We start from the raw sequence: 15,142 nt of genomic DNA on the forward strand, positions 1-15,142 counted from the left end.
CGATGCCGAGCCTGAGCCCAGCCACCCTCGCGGTCGTGCGGCGCGTCTGGGCGGCACGACTGCGGGTCGACGAGCAGGCGCTGACATCGCCCGGGGTCGTTCTCGTCGAGCGGGACGACATGGACGCGGTCGTCATCGTGGCGCTGGGCGACACGGTCGTCGCCACGGGACCCGTCCCCGCGCTGAGCGCCCTGGCGCCCCTCGGTGCGGGTCGGCTGCTCGACCTGCCGGACCTGCTCCAGGCGCTCCGTGACCATGCGCCGGACCCGATCGGTTCGGCGAGCCTGGCCTACGCCGAGCCCACCGCGGGCGCACCCGCCGAGCTCGCGACGGACGACGACGTCCGACATGTCGTGGAGGCCTGCAGCGAGGCGGACCAGGACGAGAGCGGCATCCGGGAGATGCCGACGCGCGTCGTGGCCCGGGAGGACGGGCGTCCCGTCGCGCTCGCCGGCTACGAGGTCTGGGACGACGCGGTGGCCCACCTCGGAGTCCTCGTCGTGCCCGACGCCCGTGGCCGCGGACTCGCACGCACCGCGGCGCGGGCCGCGATGGACCACGCGCCCGGGCTCGTCCCGCAGTGGCGCGCGTCGGTCGATAACCCCGCGTCGAAGGCGGTCGCCGACCGGCTCGGCTTCGTCCGGACCGGTCTGCAGATCGCGATCGACGTCAGTCGGTCTGGTCCGGGACGAGGGTGAGCCCGCGCGGCTGAGGCTCGGCGCGGAGCTCCGCCTCGAGGGCCTCAATGAGGGCGTCGGGCACCTCGTCGCGCTCGTCGGTGCCGTAGATCAGCTCGACGCCGTCGTCGCGCACGACGCCCAGGTAGCGCGGCTGCACCATCGGGTCACGCGGTGCGCCGGGCGCCTTGCCTCCGGGGATCGACTCGAGCATCGGGCCACCCTAAGCGGCGAGCCGGGTCGCGATGTCGATCGCCCGGTGGGCCAGGTGGTCCAGGGCGGCGAGCTCCTTGTCGCCCAGCGGTGCGTCGTTGTCCGCGCCGCTCGCGTGCGAGACGCCGTACGGGTTGCCGTCGGCGAACTTCAGCGGGTCGGTGTATCCGGGCGCGACGACGATGCCGCCGAAGTGGGCGACCATCCGGTAGATCGCGAGCAGCGTCGTCTCCTGGCCGCCGTGCGCTGTCTGCGAGGACGTGAACGCCGCGTACACCTTGTCGGCGAGCCTGCCCTCGGACCACAGCGGGCCGAGCTGGTCGATGAACTGCTGGAACTGGCTCGTGACGTTGCCGAACCGGGTCGGTGAGCCGAGCAGGACGACGTCGGCCCAGGCGATGTCGTCCGGCTCCGCGACGGGCTCGTCGGCCAGTGCCGCCACGTGCTCGGCCCACTCCGGGTTGGAATCGATCGCCTCGCGCGGCGCGATCTCGCGCACGTGGCGACGTCGGACCTCAGCCCCCGTGCCGGCGGCGGCCTGCTCCAGCCGCTCCGCCATCGCCTGCAGGCTTCCGGTGGCGGAGTAGTAGACGATCGCGACGCGGACGCTCATGGGGGCTCCTTCGTGGTGGGGACCCCTCGATCGTCACCCGCTGCCCGCGGTCCCGCACCTCGGTTGCACGCATGGTTGAACGACACGCCGCGAGATCTGCGGCGTGTCGTTCAACCAGCGATGCAGCGCCCGACGAGGGCCGCGAGCTACCCCTGCTCCACCAGGAACTGCGTGTACGCGGGGACGGTGAGGAACGTCGGGAAGTCCTCCGCGAGCGCGACCTGCTCGAACAGGGTGGCCGCGTCGTCGAACCGGTCACCCTCGGAGCGCGGGACCGCGGCGAGGACGGCGGCGAGCTCGGAGCGCACCAGCGCGGCGGTGATCGTCGTCCCCTCGGCGGTGACGACCTCCTGGTGCACCCACTGCCACACCTGCGACCGCGAGATCTCCGCGGTCGCCGCGTCCTCCATGAGGTTGTCGAGCGCCGCCGCCCCCACGCCGCGCAGCCACGACTCGAGGTACCGGACCGCCACGGAGACGTTCGCCCGCAGCCCGTCGTCGGTCACGGTTCCGCCGGCCGACGGGATGTCGAGCAGCTCGGCCGCGGTGACGTGCACGTCGGACCGCAGCAGGTCGCGCTGGTCGACCCGGGAGCCGAGGAACGCGTCGAACGCCTCGCGCGCGACCGGCACGAGGTCCGGGTGCGCGACCCAGGTGCCGTCGTACCCCTGCCCGGCCTCGCGCCGCTTGTCCGCGCGCACCTGCTCGAGCGCCCGCGCCGTGACCTCGGGATCGCGCCGGTTGGGGATGAACGCGCTCATCCCGCCGATCGCCTGCGCGCCGCGGCGGTGGCAGGTCGAGACCAGCAGCTCGGTGTACGCCTTCATGAACGGGACGGTCATCGTCACCTGCGACCGGTCCGGAAGGACGAAGCGCGGGCCGCGGTTCCGGAAGTTCTTGATGACGCTGAAGATGTAGTCCCACCGGCCCGCGTTCAGGCCGGCGCAGTGGTCGCGCAGCTCGTAGAGGATCTCCTCCATCTCGAACGCGGCCGTGATCGTCTCGATGAGGACCGTCGCGCGGATCGTGCCGTACCGCAGGCCGAGGTAGGTCTCGGTGAACCGGAACACCTCGTCCCACAGCCGCGCCTCGAGGTAGCCCTCCAGCTTGGGCAGGTACAGGTACGGGCCGCGGCCCGAGTCGATCAGTGCCTGCGCGTTGTGGAACAGGTACAGGCCCGCGTCGACGAGGCTCGCGGAGGCGGCGCCGTGCTGGCCCGCCCGGTCGACGAAGTCGAGGTGCTTCTCGGTCAGGTGCCAACCGCGGGGGCGGAAGACGATCGTCGGCGTCTCCTCGCCCACGACGTACGAGCGGCCCTCGTCGGTCGTGAAGTCGACCTGCCCGCGGATCGCGTCGAACAGGTTGAGCTGGCCGCCGACGACGTTCGTCCACGTGGGGCTCATCGCGTCCTCGTGGTCCGCGAGCCACACCTTCGCGCCCGAGTTCAGCGCGTTGACCGTCATCTTGCGGTCGGTCGGGCCGGTGATCTCGACCCGACGGTCCTCGAGCCCGGGACCGGGACCGGCAACGCGCCACGCCGGGTCGGCGCGGATGCCCGCGGTCAGGGGCTGGAACTGGGGGTCCATGCCGTTCGAGAACCGGTCGCGGCGGTGCTGCCGGCCGAGCAGCAGGTCGTGGCGACGGCCGGCGAACCGGGTGTGCAGGTCGGTGAGGAAGTCGAGCGCCTCCGACGTGAGGATCTCGGCGGTGCCGGGGACGGCCGGGCCGGTGATGTCGAGGCGCGGGCGGGCGAACGGGTCGGTCAGCCGGTTGCGGCTGGGCGACGGGGTGATGACGGTCATGGGACTGCTCCTGTCGAAAAGTCAGTGGCTGAACTGCGCCGTCTCGGTGGAGCCCGCGAGCGCGAGGGTGGCGCTGTCGGGGCTGATGGCGGTGGCGACGCGGTCGAAGTAGCCGGTGCCGACCTCGCGCTGGTGTCGCGTCGCGGTGTACCCGGCGGCCTCGGAGGCGATCTCGGCCTCCTGCAGCTCGACGTAGGCGGACATGCCCGACGACGCGTAGCCGCTGGCCAGCGCGAACATCGAGTGGTTGAGGGCGTGGAAGCCGGCGAGGGTGATGAACTGGAACGCGTACCCGTGGCCGGCGAGCTCGCGCTGGAACCGCGCGATCTGGTGGTCGGACAGGTGCTGGCGCCAGTTGAACGACGGCGAGCAGTTGTAGGCGAGCAGCTTTCCCGGGAACTCGTCGTGGATCCGCTCCGCGAACTCGATGGCGAGCCCGATGTCCGGCGTCGAGGTCTCCACCCAGATCAGGTCGGCGTGCGGCGCGTAGGCGGACGCCCTCGCTACGACCGCGTCGAGGCCGGGCCGCACCCGGTAGTACCCCTCGGCGGTGCGCTCGCCGGTGAGGAAGGGCTCGTCGCGGGGATCGACGTCGGACGTCAGGAGGTCAGCACCCAGCGAGTCGGTCCGGGCGACGACGACGGTCGGCACCCCGGCCACGTCGGCGGCCAACCGCGCCGCGGACAGCGTGCGCACGTGCTGCGACGTCGGGACCAGCACCTTGCCGCCCAGGTGACCGCACTTCTTCTCCGCCGCGAGCTGGTCCTCCCAGTGCACCCCCGCGGCACCGGCCGCGATCATCGCGTGCATGAGCTCGTAGGCGTTGAGCGACCCGCCGAAGCCGGCCTCCGCGTCGGCGACGATCGGCGCCAGCCACTCGCGGCTGCGGCGGCCGTTCTCGGCGACGTCGATCTGGTCGGCGCGCAGCAGCGCGTTGTTGATCCGCCGCACGACGGCCGGCACGGAGTTGACCGGGTACAGGGACTGGTCCGGGTACGTCTGACCCGAGAGGTTCGCGTCGGCGGCCACCTGCCAGCCGGACAGGTAGATCGCCTCGAGGCCAGCCCGGACCTGCTGGACCGCCTGGTTGCCGGTCAGCGCGCCCAGCGCGGGGACGTGGGTCCGCGAGTGCAGCAGCTCCCACAGGCGCTCGGCCCCCCTGCGGGCGAGCGTCGGCTCCTCGCGCACCGATCCACGCAGCGCGACGACGTCCTGCGCGGTGTGGGTGCGGCGGATGCCGGCCCACCGCGGGTCGAGCTCCCAGTCCGCGGCGAGCTCGTCGGCCGTCTGCGTCTGGTCGCCGGGGCGGACCGTCGTGCCACCCGACGTCGTTGCCGGGTGAGTCTGCGTGGTCATGGCTGCCTCCTTCGATCTGTGCGTTCTTCTCGGCCCTGTGGCCTGACCACCACGTTCCTGCACGCAGTCACGTTCTTCCCCCGCCGGGTGCGCAGAAGATCGGCGTTCCTTCTCCTGGACGGAAGCCTGGCGGCGTGTGACGGTGGGAGGCATGACGACGACGTCCACCACCACGGCCTCCGGGGGCATCGACACCCTCGTGCTGGGCCGGCGCATCCGGCACCTGCGCACGGCGCGGAACATGACGCTCGACGACCTCGGCGCGGCCGTCGGGCGCGCGGCCTCGCAGGTCTCGATGCTGGAGAACGGGCACCGCGAGCCCAAGCTGTCCCTGCTCGCCGTCGTCGCCGACGCGCTCGAGGTGCCGCTGGCCGAGCTGCTGCGCACGGACCCGCCCAGCCGCCGCGCCGCGATGGAGATCGAGCTCGAGCGCGCCCAGCGCGGCCCGCTGTTCGCCAACCTCGCCGTCCCGCCGGTCAAGGTCGGCCGCTCGCTGCCGGCCGACGCGCTCGAGGCGCTGGTCCGGCTGCAGAACGAGGTGCAGCGCCTGCTCACCGAGAACGCCGCGACGCCGGAGGAGGCCCGCCGCGCCAATGCCGAGCTGCGCGCCCGGATGCGCGCGCAGGACAACTACTTCCCCGAGCTCGAGGACCACGCACGGCGCCTGCTGACCGCCATCGGCCACCCGGGTGGTCCGCTCTCGCAGCGCTCGACCGCGGACATCGCCGCGCACCTCGGCTTCTCGCTGCACTACGTCCAGGACCTGCCGCACTCCACGCGCACGGTCACCGACCTGGCCAACGGCCGGATCTACCTGCCCCAGGGCAACCCCGGGTTCAGCGACGGGCGCTCACCGCTGCTGCAGGCGATCGCCAGCCACGTGCTCGGCCACGCCGAGCCGGCCGACTACGGCGACTTCCTGCGCCAGCGCGTGGAGGCCAACTACCTCGCCGCGGCGCTGATGATCCCCGAGGACGGCGCGGCGCCGTTCCTGCAGGCCGCGAAGAACGAGCGGCGCCTGTCCGTCGAGGACCTGCGCGACGCGTTCGCGGTGCCGTACGAGACCGCGGCCCACCGCTTCACCAACCTCGCGACCCAGCACCTGGGCATCCGGGTGCACTTCATGAAGGTCCACGAGGGCGGCACGCTGCACAAGGCGTACGAGAACGACGGCGTCGTGTTCCCCTCGGACCCGCTGGGCGCGATCGAGGGCCAGCCGGTGTGCCGGCAGTGGACCGCGCGCGTCGTCTTCACGCTCGCCGACCGGTTCACGCCGTACTACCAGTACACCGACACCCCGTCGGGCACGTACTGGTGCACCTCCCGGGTCCAGACCTCCTCGCAGGGCGCGTTCTCGGTCTCGGTGGGCGTGCCGTTCGCGCACGTGCGCTGGTTCCGCGGCCGCGAGACGACGGAACGGTCCGCGTCGCGCTGCCCCGAGCCGACGTGCTGCCGCGAGGCGCCGCCCGAGCTCGCCGCACGGTGGGCGACGCAGTCGTGGCCGTCGGCCCGGCCGCACGCGTCGCTGCTCGCGGCGCTGCCGGTCGGGGTGTTCCCCGGGGTGGACACCACCGAGGTGTACCGGTTCCTCGACCGGCACGCGCCGGAGCAGTAGGTCAGCCCTTCTGCTGGTCCAGGTACTCCTTGGCCTTGTCGACCACGTCGTCGACCTTGGTGTCGGTCCCGTCGCCCGTCTTCGCCTTCACGGCCTCGGCCGCCTTGTCGAGCGCGTCCTTGGCCTGCTCCTCGTGGCCTCCGAGCGCACCCTTCGCCTTGTTGACCAGATCGTCGAGCCCCATCGCCGTCTCCTCGCGTCGCTCTTCCTGGACCACCACCATGCCCTCGCCCGACGCCAGGCGCACGTGTGGGTGGTCGGCGGGACGATGTCCGGAAGATCCAGATCGACGAGAGGCACCGCCATGGACATCCGCATCGAGCTCATCCTCGTCCCCGTCACGGACGTGGACCGAGCCAAGTCGTTCTACGCCGACCAGGTCGGCTTCGTCGTCGACCATGACGTGCGCGTCTCGGAGACGCTGCGGTTCGTCCAGCTGACGCCGCCGGGGTCGGCCTGCTCGATCGCGATCGGCGAGGGGATCATCGACACCGTCCCCGGCTCGATGAAGGGGATCCAGGTGGTCGTCGACGACGCCGACGAGACACGGGCGTTCCTCGTGGCCAACGGCGTCGACGCCCCCGAGGTCCAGGAGCTGGCGTGGGGGCGGTTCACGGGGTTCTCGGACCCGGACGGCAACGAGTGGTCGATCCAGCAGCTGCCGCCTCGCGCGTGAGGTGGCGTGACCAGCCTCAGGCCTGGTCGCGCTGGGTGGGGACCTCGTTGATCGTGCGCTGCATGGGCGTCGTGCGCCCCTCGACGCGCAGGGGACCAGTCTCGGACAGGAACAGGTTGGGCTCCGTGAACGCGTGGTTCACCGGGGCGGCGGTGGCGACGGCGCCGTTCGACTGCTCGCTCATCGTCGTCCTCCTCTCGTGCGTGGAACTTCCATCAGAACCCCGAGCCGGAGCGCGGGAGTGGGACCAACGGCCGACTGTAGCCACGGGCCCTGGGCGACCGACCTCGCAAATCAGGACACCTGGGGACATCTCCACGGACACCCGTGGCAGAAATCACCCCGGTGGCGACCAGGCGCGCGACCCGCGGGTGAGCCGTCACGGCGCGCCGGGAGCGGTCGTGTCAGTGGTCGGGCGCACCCTGGAGACATGGTGACGATCTCCTGCTCCTGCGGCTCGGTCTCGACCACGCGCCGCAACCCGCTGCGCGGCCTGTCCCTCGAGGACCGGGTCGAGCTCGTCCGCGCCGCCTACTCGGTCCACGCGGGGTTCGCGACGCTCGAGGTCGACGCGTCCTGGCACCCCGCGCAGGACGACGCATCCGAGGCGTGCGTGGTGCTGCTCGACCTCGACGCGCTCGATGCGACCGACGGCCTCGACGAGGAGGAGGCGCGCTGCCTGCGCAACCTGCTCGAGGTCGCGCACGTTCGCGGGCGCCTCCTCCCGCCGCTGGTGACCGTCGACGGCGTGCAGTTCCGCGTCGCTCCTGCCGACGTGTTCACGGGCGACGTGACGTACTTGGTGCACGACGGGGCCACGACCCTGCTCGAGCACACGGGGCCGCTCGAGCGTGCCCTGCTCGAGGAGATCGTCGGGCTGCACCGCGCCTTCGGGCCTGCCGCCCTCGTGCAGGTGGACGGCCTCGCGCCGCGCATCGGGCTCCGCGCCGCGATGGACGGCGTGCTGCGCGCGAGGACCCCGTCGGTCGCCTGACAGCCGGTCGCGGTTAGGCCGATCGGGTGAGCAGCCCGGTACGGTTCCCGCATGTCTCCCGCGCCTCAGCACGACCGCGCCGCCGGGCCGCCCCGCGCGACGGCGGTGCTCCGCGCCTTCGCAGTGATCGTCGCCGTCGTCGGCGTCGTGGCCGCAGCAGCGCTCGCCGGGCGGGGCGACCCGAGCCCGACCGTCGAGCCGCCGGTCGCCGAGCAGCCGAGCGCGCCAGCGACGTCGGCGGCCCCGTCGTCCCCCGCTCCGTCACCCTCCAGGTCGTCGGCGACCCCGACGACGACTCCGAAGCCGTCCGCTTCGTCACGGGCGTCAACGACTCCGACAGCGACGAGGTCGTCGCGCCCATCCGCCGCCCCCACGCGCGCCGCGAAGACCACCGCGAAGCCGACCACGGCCAAGGCCGAGCCCAAGCCCACCCGCAGGGCCGCAAGCCCGAAGCCCAGCACCAAGGCTGAGACAGCACCCCGGTCCCTGGTCGACGAGATCGTCACGCGCACCAACGCCGAGCGGGCGAAGGCCGGCCTCCCGGCCCTCAAGGTATCGAGCTGCGCCACGAAGCAGGCCGCGTCCCGCACCGCCGTGCTCGTCGCCGAGGACCGCTTCGAGCACGACCTGCTCGACCCGATCGTCGAGGCGTGCGGGATCGGCACGGTCGGGGAGAACCTCGCCCTCGGCTACCCCACGGCCACGGCGGTCGTCGCCGGCTGGATGGGCTCGGCCGGGCACAAGGCGAACATCCTCGGCGAGCATTACACGAAGATCGGCGTCGGCTGCACGAAGGGCCCGAAGGGGCAGCTCTGCGCGCAGGTGTTCCTGGGCTGATCAGACGGCTGATCAGCTCGCGGTCGTCACCGGCACGCCGGCGAGCTCGAACGAGCCCGGCGTGACGATCACGTCGACCGCGGACGCGGGAGCGACCGGCGCGGGGAACGTCGCCACGAACCGCGTGGGCGCACCGGCCACCAGGTCGACGGTGCCCAGCTGGTCGGTCGACCACGTCTGGCCGGTGTTCGACAGCACCGAGTACTGCACGAGGTTCTCGCGGTCGACCACCAACGGTCGCGACAGGCCCGGCACCAGGTCGTGCGCACGCGCGGGCGCCCCGCCGACCTGCTCGACCAGCACGCTGACCTGCATGACGTTGCCCCGCACGACGACCGACTCGACCCCGACCCGCACCTTCGCACCCGGGACGTCCGGCGACTCGGCCATCGTGTCGGCGAGGACCCCCTCCCAGGTCGGCACGGCACGCACGGCCGCCGACCCGGTCGGCGCGGTCGTCGACGTCGTCGCGGTGGCGGTCGGGCTCGGGGTGGCCGAACCCTCGTAACGGAGCTCGACCCGCCGGTTGGCGGCCCGCGCCGCGTCGACGTCGTCGCCCGACTCGCTCTCCTTGAGCTTCGACTCCCCGTACCCGCGCACCTCGAGGTCGAGGTCGGGCCGCGCGTCGGCGACGGCGGCCGCCACGGCCTTCGCCCTCCGCTCCGAGAGCGCCTGGTTGTGGGAGGGGGTGTCCACGGAGTCGGTGTGCCCGTCGACGTGCAGGGTCGCCGACTTCGGCACGTCGTCGACGAGCTGGCCGATGCGCTTCTTCGCGTTGGCAGACAGCTTGTCGCTGTCCGAGGTGAACAGGATGTCGGAGGCGAGCGTCACGACGGTCTCGCCGGAACCCGTGGAGACGTCACCGAGCTGTTTGACGGCGTACGTCGGGTCGTAGGTCCTCGTCGTGAGGATCCCCGTGAGGTTGTCGTACGTGCGGACGTTGAAGAGGCTGGTCAGCATCCCGTCCGTGATCGGCGGGAGGTCGTCGAGCGTGAGGACGTCGTCGGCCGCCGTCGCCGCCGTGGGTGCGACGAGCACGAGGGCGGCCGCGAGCGCGGCGGTGCGGAGCGAGCGGCGCACGGGTCAGCCCTCGTAGGTCAGCGGGAGGTTCTCGAACGGGGGCCACGCCGGTGTGAGCTGCAGGTCGAGCACCTCCGCGCGGGACTGGGGTGCGGCGAACCAGGCCTGGTAGAGCACGGGCGTGCCGTTGGTGACCCCGGTGGAGACGTCCGTCTCCCACTCGAGCCCGGTGTTCGAGAGCACGAAGTACTGCGTGAGGCCGATCGTGTCGTTCAGCACGGGCCGCAGGTTCTGGTCGGTCATGTCGGACAGGGTGACGGTGTCGTCCGCCGCCACCGAGGTGAAGTGGGGTGTGAGGACCACGCGCAGCTCGGTCGTCTTGCCCGAGACCACCAGCGACTGGATCACCACGTCGACCGTGTCCTCCGGCGAGCCCGGGACGGAGAACGTCGCGCTCGCCAGGCCGTCGCCCTCGAGCGACGCGGCGTCGTCGCCGACCGTCGCAGCCGTCGCAGACCCACTGGGGGTGGGGCCCGTCGACCCTGTCGGCGACGGCTCGTCACGGTCCCCGGTGCAGCCCGCGAGCGCGAGCACCGCTCCGACGACGGTGGCGACGACGACTCTCCTGCGCACGAATTGCCCCCCGATGTCCGATCGTGCTCCGCAGGCTAGCCGACGACCGTCGAGGACCCGGCGCCGGGCGGCATCTCGTGTGATGCAGGTCACACCGTCTGGACGTGACGAATCGATGCCCCCCGGGGACTTACCCACTGAGCGCATCGGAGGCGTCAAGGGGCCGTCTCCGGACCCGCGACCACGCGCCGCCACCCGAGGAGGGATCGGGTGGCGGCCGCGCTGGTCCCGATCAGGTCGCAGTCGGGGCACATCACCCGCCGAACGCGGCGCACGACGACCCGCGATGGGGCAAGATGACGGCGACCGACACTCGAGCTGCCCCCCTGCGCTCGGGTGTCGGTCCTTTGCTGTCACCCGGCTGGGTCGGCGCCGGGCGCGCCGACGACGAGGGTCCGCAGGCAGATCGCCTCAGGGACCTTCGACCCGCGCCGGGCAGGCGATGCCGCGTCACGGTGGGGCCATGACTGCGCTGCTCGTCTTCGAGTCCATGTACGGGAGCACGGCCGCGATCGCCGAGGCCATCGCCGCGGGCCTGGCCGACGTCCGCGTCCCGGCGACGGTCTGCGAGGTGGGGCTGGCGCCGACGGACGACGCACCGAGCCTCCTGATCGTCGGTGCGCCGACCCACCAGCGCGGCCTGTCGACGCCACGCACCCGTGAGACCGCCCGGGGCGGTGTCGACGCGACGGTCTCGCCCGGTGACGGCGTGCGTGAGTGGCTCGACGAGCTCGCAGCCGGCGCACGCGGCCGATCCGTCGCCGTGTTCGACACCGCGCTCCCCGGCCGCCTCGCCGGCTCCGCCGCGCACACGATCGCCCGCCGGTTCACCAAGGCAGGTGCGACTCTCGTCGTCCCGCCGGAGTCCTTCGCCGTGACGGGCCGCAGCAGCGGGCTCCGGTCGGACGAGGTCGAGCGCGCGCGGCAGTGGGGGCGCTCCCTGGCCCTGTTCGCGGCCGCCGCCGCAACCAGGGTCGGGTGAGCCCGCACCAGGCGCCTCGGGCAATTTCACCCGCGAACGGCGCGCCGCACAGGGGACGCACAGCAACGATGTGACCTTCGGCCACCACCAGCGGAGGACCCCCATGACCCGCACGACCCGCCTCACCGCCGTCCTCGCCGGCGGCCTCCTCGTCACGGCGCTGGCCGCCGGGTGCGACAGCAGCGCCGAGACGCCGGCGTCGGCACCCTCGACGACCGCGACCGAGGCAGCGACCGAGGCAGCGACCGAGGCGCCCGCCGACGCCGAGTCCTCCGACCTCGCCGCCCAGGGGGACGACCTCGAGGAGTTCGTCACGGCCGTGCAGCCGCAGCTCGACGGGCTCATCGACACCTTCGACGGGCTGTACTCCGCGATCACCCTCACGGCGGTGCGTCCCAGCACCATCGAGTACACCTACACGTACGCCGAGCAGGTCGACGCCGCCGCAGCCGATGCCCTGGACGACACGGTCCCCGCGCTCCAGGGCGTCGTGGACTCGGCGGTCGTCCCGGCCATGGAGAAAGCCGGGATCACGATCGAGCCCAAGGTGGCCTACACGTACGTCAACGCCGACGGGTCGCAGCTGTGGACCCACACGTTCGAGCCGTCGTCGTAGGCCGGGCTCACGGCGGGGCTCACGGCACGACCGGGCGCCGACGCACCAGCGCCAGCGCGGCTCCCGCGACGCAGAGCACGGCTCCCGCCAGCGCGGCGTCGACCGGCAACGACGCGGGGATGCCCAGGTAGGTCGTGAACCCGAGGATGCGGTGCAGGCCCCACGGGAGCAGCACCATCTGGTCGTTCCACGTGCTGAGCACGGTCTCGAGGCCGATGCCGGCGACGACGACGCCCCCGACGAGGAGCACCGTTCCGACCGCCGTCGTGACCACGCCCACCGCGCGTCGGCGCGTCATCGAGGAGCCGCTGCGCAGCGCCGCGCACGTCGCCACGAAGAGCCAGCAGAAGCCGGCGAACGCGACGGTCACGTAGGCCGCCCGCTGGCCCGGCAACGTCCAGAAGCCGAACCAGTAGCGCCCCGGCCCTCGCCAGGCGAGCACGGCGAGCAGCAGCGTCGTGCGCAGCAGCGCGACGCCGCCGATCGCCGCCAGCACGGGCCAGCGCCGCCGCCCGGCGAGCGCCCAGGTCACGAGGGCGAACAGGAGCCACGCACCGAGCGTCGCCGCGACGTGCACGGGCGCCGCGAACCATGTGTACACAAGCCGTGACGCAACAAGTACAAGGAGCGGGAGGGCCCCGACCACGATGCGGTCCACGCGGCCGAGCGCGTGCTCGCCGCCCAGCCGCCAGGGTCTCGTCGCGCCGATCCACAGCACCCGCAGGCCACGGTGGCCGGCGAACCGCGGGGCGCCCCGAGACCACGCCCCCAGACCCAGCGCGAGCAGGACGAGGACGAGCAGACCGCGCGCGGTCCAGGACATCGCGACGTCCCGGTCGGCGCGCTCCAGGCCCAGGTCGGCGGCGGTGAAGTTGTACGCGGGCAGGTCGAGGTCGTTCCCGTAGCGCTCCTCGTGCCCGGCGCGTGCCGCCGCGAACCGCGCCTCGGCGGCCCGCCAGGCGGTGCGCGCGGAGGCCGAGCCGGTGTCGAGCCACTGCGCGCGGCGCAGCATCGTCTCGCGGTACGCGTCGAGGGTCGTCAGCAGGTCCTGCTCGTACTCCGCTGCGGCCAGGAGCGCCTCGCGCTGCGCCGGGTCCGTCCACGTCGATGAGGGTGTGCTCGCGATGACGTCCCGCATGGTCGCGGCAGCCTGTGCGGCCTCGTGCCCCTCGGCGACGGCCTCGTCCACGCGACCCTTCGCCAGCGCGTAGATCGTGTCGAACGTGGCGCTGTCGCCCGAGACGATGTCCCACTCGAAGATCCACATCATCGGCGGCGGCTCGAGGCCGAGCGCCTTGACGGACCGGTCGGCGTACGGCCCGATGTACAGGCCCTGGGTGATCGCCGTCCGCGACAGGGCGAAGGCGCGCGAGATCGCCGCGACCGTCCCGGGGTCGGAGGAGAACGTCTGCCGGACCCAGTCCGCGCGGGCGCCGGGCACGTCGAGGTCCGGGTCCGACGCCAGGCGCGCGGCGAGGTAGGCGTTGAGGTCCCACGTCTGCCACAGGCCGTCCCGCAGGTAGAGCGCGCGCGGGCCGGCGTACAGGGGACCGCCAGTCTGCGCCCAGTCCCAGATCCCCTCGATGTTCGGGTTCGCCGCCAGCAGCTCGCGCAGCGCGCGCTGCTCGAGCGCGCCGAGGTCGTTGGGCAGCACTCCCTGACCCTCGAACTCGCGCCGTGCCTGCAGCTCGACGATCCGCCGCTGGTCCCCCACCTCGAGCGTGGGGTTGAGGGCGAGGTGGCTGTAGAAGTCCCCGGCGGAGTACTTGGTGGAGACGACCAGGTGCGGGTCGTCGATCGCACCCAGCACGGTCTCGTAGGAGTCGGGGTTGGTGTGCAGGTCGCCGACCGCGCCGACCCCGACGGTCCACGACCGGAAGATGATGTCCTTGTCCGCCGCGCCGGCCGTGGCGAGCAGCGCGTGCAGCATCGCCTGCACCGCCGCCGGCGTCGTCACCGCGATCTTCGAGGTGTAGTCCCAGCCCGGCAGCTGGTAGGCCGACCCACCCTCGCCGATCCGCACCATCAGACCGTCGACGAACGGCATGCTGCCGAAGAGCTCCGCCAGACCCGCCTGGTACACCGACCAGAGCTCGGGCGAGCTCGTGTCCAGGCTGCCGACCGTGCGCTCGAGGTAGTCCTCCAGCTCGGGGTCGAGGGCGAGCATGTCGGTCATCAGGTAGACCTTCATGCCCATGGCGTGCGCGTACCGCCAGACCGGGCCGAACGCCTCGACCATCGCCCGGGCCCGCGCCACGTGCGGGTCGCCCGGCGGGTACACGTCGAGGCCCTCGAACGTCACGTACTCCAGGAAGCCCTGCAGGACGATGCCGTTGTAGCCCTGCGACAGCGCGTGGTCGACGAGGGTCCGGTACTGCCGGGAGATGGTGGCCACGGCGTCCGCGTCGACCCACGGCGCCTCGGGAAGGACCGCGGAACCGACGATGTCCGAGTTGAGCGAGTAGTTCTCGCCCGAGGCGAACTGCGCAGGATCGTCGTCGAGGCCGACGGCACCCACGTCCGTGAGCCGCAGCCCGAGCCTGGGCCCCTGCGTGACGTCCTGCTCGTCCGCCGGCACCACGGCGGTGGCCGACCGGACCCGGTCGGCCACCGTGGTCAGCCCAGCCCGGGCGCCCGCGGGCGTCCCTGCGGTGATCGTCACCCCGGACCCCGCGTGCAGCCGGAACTGCTCGCCCGTCAGGCCGGAGGTGGCGTCGACGTCGGCAACGATGCTGCAGCACGGTCCCCGGCCGTCGTCCTGCGAGGACACGCTCGGGCGGCTCAGCCCCCGACCCGCGTACGCGTCGGCGACGGACCGCGCCGCCAGCTGGAGCGCCGGGTCGTCAGGCGCGACGACCGCCCGGACGGCGGGCGGGGCGACGTCGGCGCGGGCGGGCAGAGCCGACGTCCGCTCCGCCGGGACGTCCGCGGCCGTGTGGCTCAGCCCGAGCAGGCCGCCGACCTGCCAGGCGACGACCGCGCCCAGCGCGAGGAGCAGCCCGACGACGAGCGTGACGGTGGCGGCTCGCGGCGAAGCGGCATCGGTCCGACGGAACACGCGCGCAGTGTGTCACGGCGTGCGCGCGCGACGCCCCGCGCGCCGCGACG

The 15,142-nt window shown here is 72.8% G+C and carries 16 protein-coding genes; 7 read left to right on the top strand and 9 right to left on the bottom strand.

What is annotated here, in order from left to right; genetic code table 11:
* The first annotated feature begins 2 nt into the window (after positions 1–2).
* The gene (locus EDF34_RS12500) at positions 3–698 is read left to right on the top strand and encodes a GNAT family N-acetyltransferase (protein ID WP_123371796.1); all 696 of its coding nucleotides are present in this window, start codon (positions 3–5) and stop codon (positions 696–698) included.
* Here EDF34_RS12500 and EDF34_RS12505 read toward each other — a convergent pair.
* The 4 genes from EDF34_RS12505 to aceA form a co-directional block, all read right to left on the bottom strand.
* Positions 670–891 carry a hypothetical protein gene (locus EDF34_RS12505; RefSeq protein WP_123371797.1) on the bottom strand — a complete coding sequence of 74 codons (222 nt, stop codon included), beginning with the start codon at positions 889–891 and terminating at the stop codon, positions 670–672. The genes EDF34_RS12500 and EDF34_RS12505 overlap by 29 nt on opposite strands.
* A gap of 9 nt (positions 892–900) precedes the next feature.
* Complete coding sequence (wrbA, locus tag EDF34_RS12510; RefSeq protein WP_123371798.1) at positions 901–1,503, bottom strand: NAD(P)H:quinone oxidoreductase; 603 nt, start codon at positions 1,501–1,503, stop codon at positions 901–903.
* A 146-nt stretch (positions 1,504–1,649) separates the two neighbouring features.
* On the bottom strand, positions 1,650–3,305 hold the full coding sequence (gene aceB / locus EDF34_RS12515; protein WP_123371799.1) for a malate synthase A: 1,656 nt from the start codon (positions 3,303–3,305) through the stop codon (positions 1,650–1,652).
* Positions 3,306–3,326: 21 nt separating this feature from the next.
* Complete coding sequence (gene aceA / locus EDF34_RS12520) at positions 3,327–4,661, bottom strand: isocitrate lyase (RefSeq protein ID WP_123371800.1); 1,335 nt, start codon at positions 4,659–4,661, stop codon at positions 3,327–3,329.
* Positions 4,662–4,812: 151 nt separating this feature from the next.
* On the opposite strand from aceA, the gene EDF34_RS12525 reads away from it, so the two are divergent.
* Positions 4,813–6,276, top strand: a complete 1,464-nt coding sequence (locus tag EDF34_RS12525; protein ID WP_123371801.1) for an XRE family transcriptional regulator — start codon at positions 4,813–4,815, stop codon at positions 6,274–6,276.
* 1 nt (position 6,277) lies between these two features.
* Here EDF34_RS12525 and EDF34_RS12530 read toward each other — a convergent pair whose 3' ends face one another.
* Positions 6,278–6,460, bottom strand: coding sequence for an antitoxin (locus tag EDF34_RS12530; RefSeq protein ID WP_123371941.1), 183 nt, complete (start codon positions 6,458–6,460; stop codon positions 6,278–6,280).
* 120 nt (positions 6,461–6,580) lie between these two features.
* Between EDF34_RS12530 and EDF34_RS12535 the strand changes: the two genes are divergently transcribed.
* The gene (locus EDF34_RS12535; protein ID WP_123371802.1) at positions 6,581–6,952 is read left to right on the top strand and encodes a glyoxalase superfamily protein; all 372 of its coding nucleotides are present in this window, start codon (positions 6,581–6,583) and stop codon (positions 6,950–6,952) included.
* 16 nt (positions 6,953–6,968) lie between these two features.
* Here EDF34_RS12535 and EDF34_RS17540 read toward each other — a convergent pair whose 3' ends face one another.
* Complete coding sequence (locus EDF34_RS17540; RefSeq protein ID WP_158615086.1) at positions 6,969–7,136, bottom strand: hypothetical protein; 168 nt, start codon at positions 7,134–7,136, stop codon at positions 6,969–6,971.
* Positions 7,137–7,382: 246 nt separating this feature from the next.
* Here EDF34_RS17540 and EDF34_RS12540 point away from each other — a divergent pair, with 246 nt between their 5' ends.
* Positions 7,383–7,946: a hypothetical protein gene (locus EDF34_RS12540; RefSeq protein WP_123371803.1), complete on the top strand. Its 564-nt coding sequence runs from the start codon at positions 7,383–7,385 to the stop codon at positions 7,944–7,946.
* Positions 7,947–7,997: 51 nt separating this feature from the next.
* On the top strand, positions 7,998–8,783 hold the full coding sequence (locus EDF34_RS12545) for a CAP domain-containing protein (protein ID WP_148076624.1): 786 nt from the start codon (positions 7,998–8,000) through the stop codon (positions 8,781–8,783).
* A 12-nt stretch (positions 8,784–8,795) separates the two neighbouring features.
* Here EDF34_RS12545 and EDF34_RS12550 read toward each other — a convergent pair whose 3' ends face one another.
* Both EDF34_RS12550 and EDF34_RS12555 read right to left on the bottom strand, forming a co-directional pair.
* The gene (locus EDF34_RS12550; RefSeq protein ID WP_123371805.1) at positions 8,796–9,863 is read right to left on the bottom strand and encodes an OmpA family protein; all 1,068 of its coding nucleotides are present in this window, start codon (positions 9,861–9,863) and stop codon (positions 8,796–8,798) included.
* A gap of 3 nt (positions 9,864–9,866) precedes the next feature.
* A complete protein-coding gene (locus tag EDF34_RS12555; RefSeq protein ID WP_123371806.1) occupies positions 9,867–10,436 on the bottom strand; it encodes a hypothetical protein in 570 nt (189 codons plus the stop codon).
* Between the two features lie 463 nt (positions 10,437–10,899).
* Here EDF34_RS12555 and EDF34_RS12560 point away from each other — a divergent pair, with 463 nt between their 5' ends.
* Positions 10,900–11,418 carry a flavodoxin gene (locus tag EDF34_RS12560; protein ID WP_123371807.1) on the top strand — a complete coding sequence of 173 codons (519 nt, stop codon included), beginning with the start codon at positions 10,900–10,902 and terminating at the stop codon, positions 11,416–11,418.
* A gap of 103 nt (positions 11,419–11,521) precedes the next feature.
* Complete coding sequence (locus EDF34_RS12565) at positions 11,522–12,034, top strand: hypothetical protein (protein ID WP_123371808.1); 513 nt, start codon at positions 11,522–11,524, stop codon at positions 12,032–12,034.
* Positions 12,035–12,053: 19 nt separating this feature from the next.
* On the opposite strand, the gene EDF34_RS12570 is transcribed toward EDF34_RS12565, so the two are convergent.
* Positions 12,054–15,092, bottom strand: coding sequence for a hypothetical protein (locus tag EDF34_RS12570; protein WP_123371809.1), 3,039 nt, complete (start codon positions 15,090–15,092; stop codon positions 12,054–12,056).
* Positions 15,093–15,142 lie beyond the last annotated feature (50 nt).

This window comes from Cellulomonas sp. PhB150 (assembly GCF_003755175.1).
GTDB lineage: Bacteria > Actinomycetota > Actinomycetes > Actinomycetales > Cellulomonadaceae > Cellulomonas.

Bases quoted from the DNA above. Each gene is read 5' to 3' on its own strand.
- EDF34_RS12500 (WP_123371796.1), top strand. From the start codon at position 3: ATGCCGAGCCTGAGCCCAGCCACCCTCGCGGTCGTGCGGCGCGTCTGG.
- EDF34_RS12505 (WP_123371797.1), bottom strand. From the start codon at position 891: ATGCTCGAGTCGATCCCCGGAGGCAAGGCGCCCGGCGCACCGCGTGAC.
- wrbA (WP_123371798.1), bottom strand. From the start codon at position 1,503: ATGAGCGTCCGCGTCGCGATCGTCTACTACTCCGCCACCGGAAGCCTG.
- aceB (WP_123371799.1), bottom strand. From the start codon at position 3,305: ATGACCGTCATCACCCCGTCGCCCAGCCGCAACCGGCTGACCGACCCG.
- aceA (WP_123371800.1), bottom strand. From the start codon at position 4,661: ATGACCACGCAGACTCACCCGGCAACGACGTCGGGTGGCACGACGGTC.
- EDF34_RS12525 (WP_123371801.1), top strand. From the start codon at position 4,813: ATGACGACGACGTCCACCACCACGGCCTCCGGGGGCATCGACACCCTC.
- EDF34_RS12530 (WP_123371941.1), bottom strand. From the start codon at position 6,460: ATGGGGCTCGACGATCTGGTCAACAAGGCGAAGGGTGCGCTCGGAGGC.
- EDF34_RS12535 (WP_123371802.1), top strand. From the start codon at position 6,581: ATGGACATCCGCATCGAGCTCATCCTCGTCCCCGTCACGGACGTGGAC.
- EDF34_RS17540 (WP_158615086.1), bottom strand. From the start codon at position 7,136: ATGAGCGAGCAGTCGAACGGCGCCGTCGCCACCGCCGCCCCGGTGAAC.
- EDF34_RS12540 (WP_123371803.1), top strand. From the start codon at position 7,383: ATGGTGACGATCTCCTGCTCCTGCGGCTCGGTCTCGACCACGCGCCGC.
- EDF34_RS12545 (WP_148076624.1), top strand. From the start codon at position 7,998: ATGTCTCCCGCGCCTCAGCACGACCGCGCCGCCGGGCCGCCCCGCGCG.
- EDF34_RS12560 (WP_123371807.1), top strand. From the start codon at position 10,900: ATGACTGCGCTGCTCGTCTTCGAGTCCATGTACGGGAGCACGGCCGCG.
- EDF34_RS12565 (WP_123371808.1), top strand. From the start codon at position 11,522: ATGACCCGCACGACCCGCCTCACCGCCGTCCTCGCCGGCGGCCTCCTC.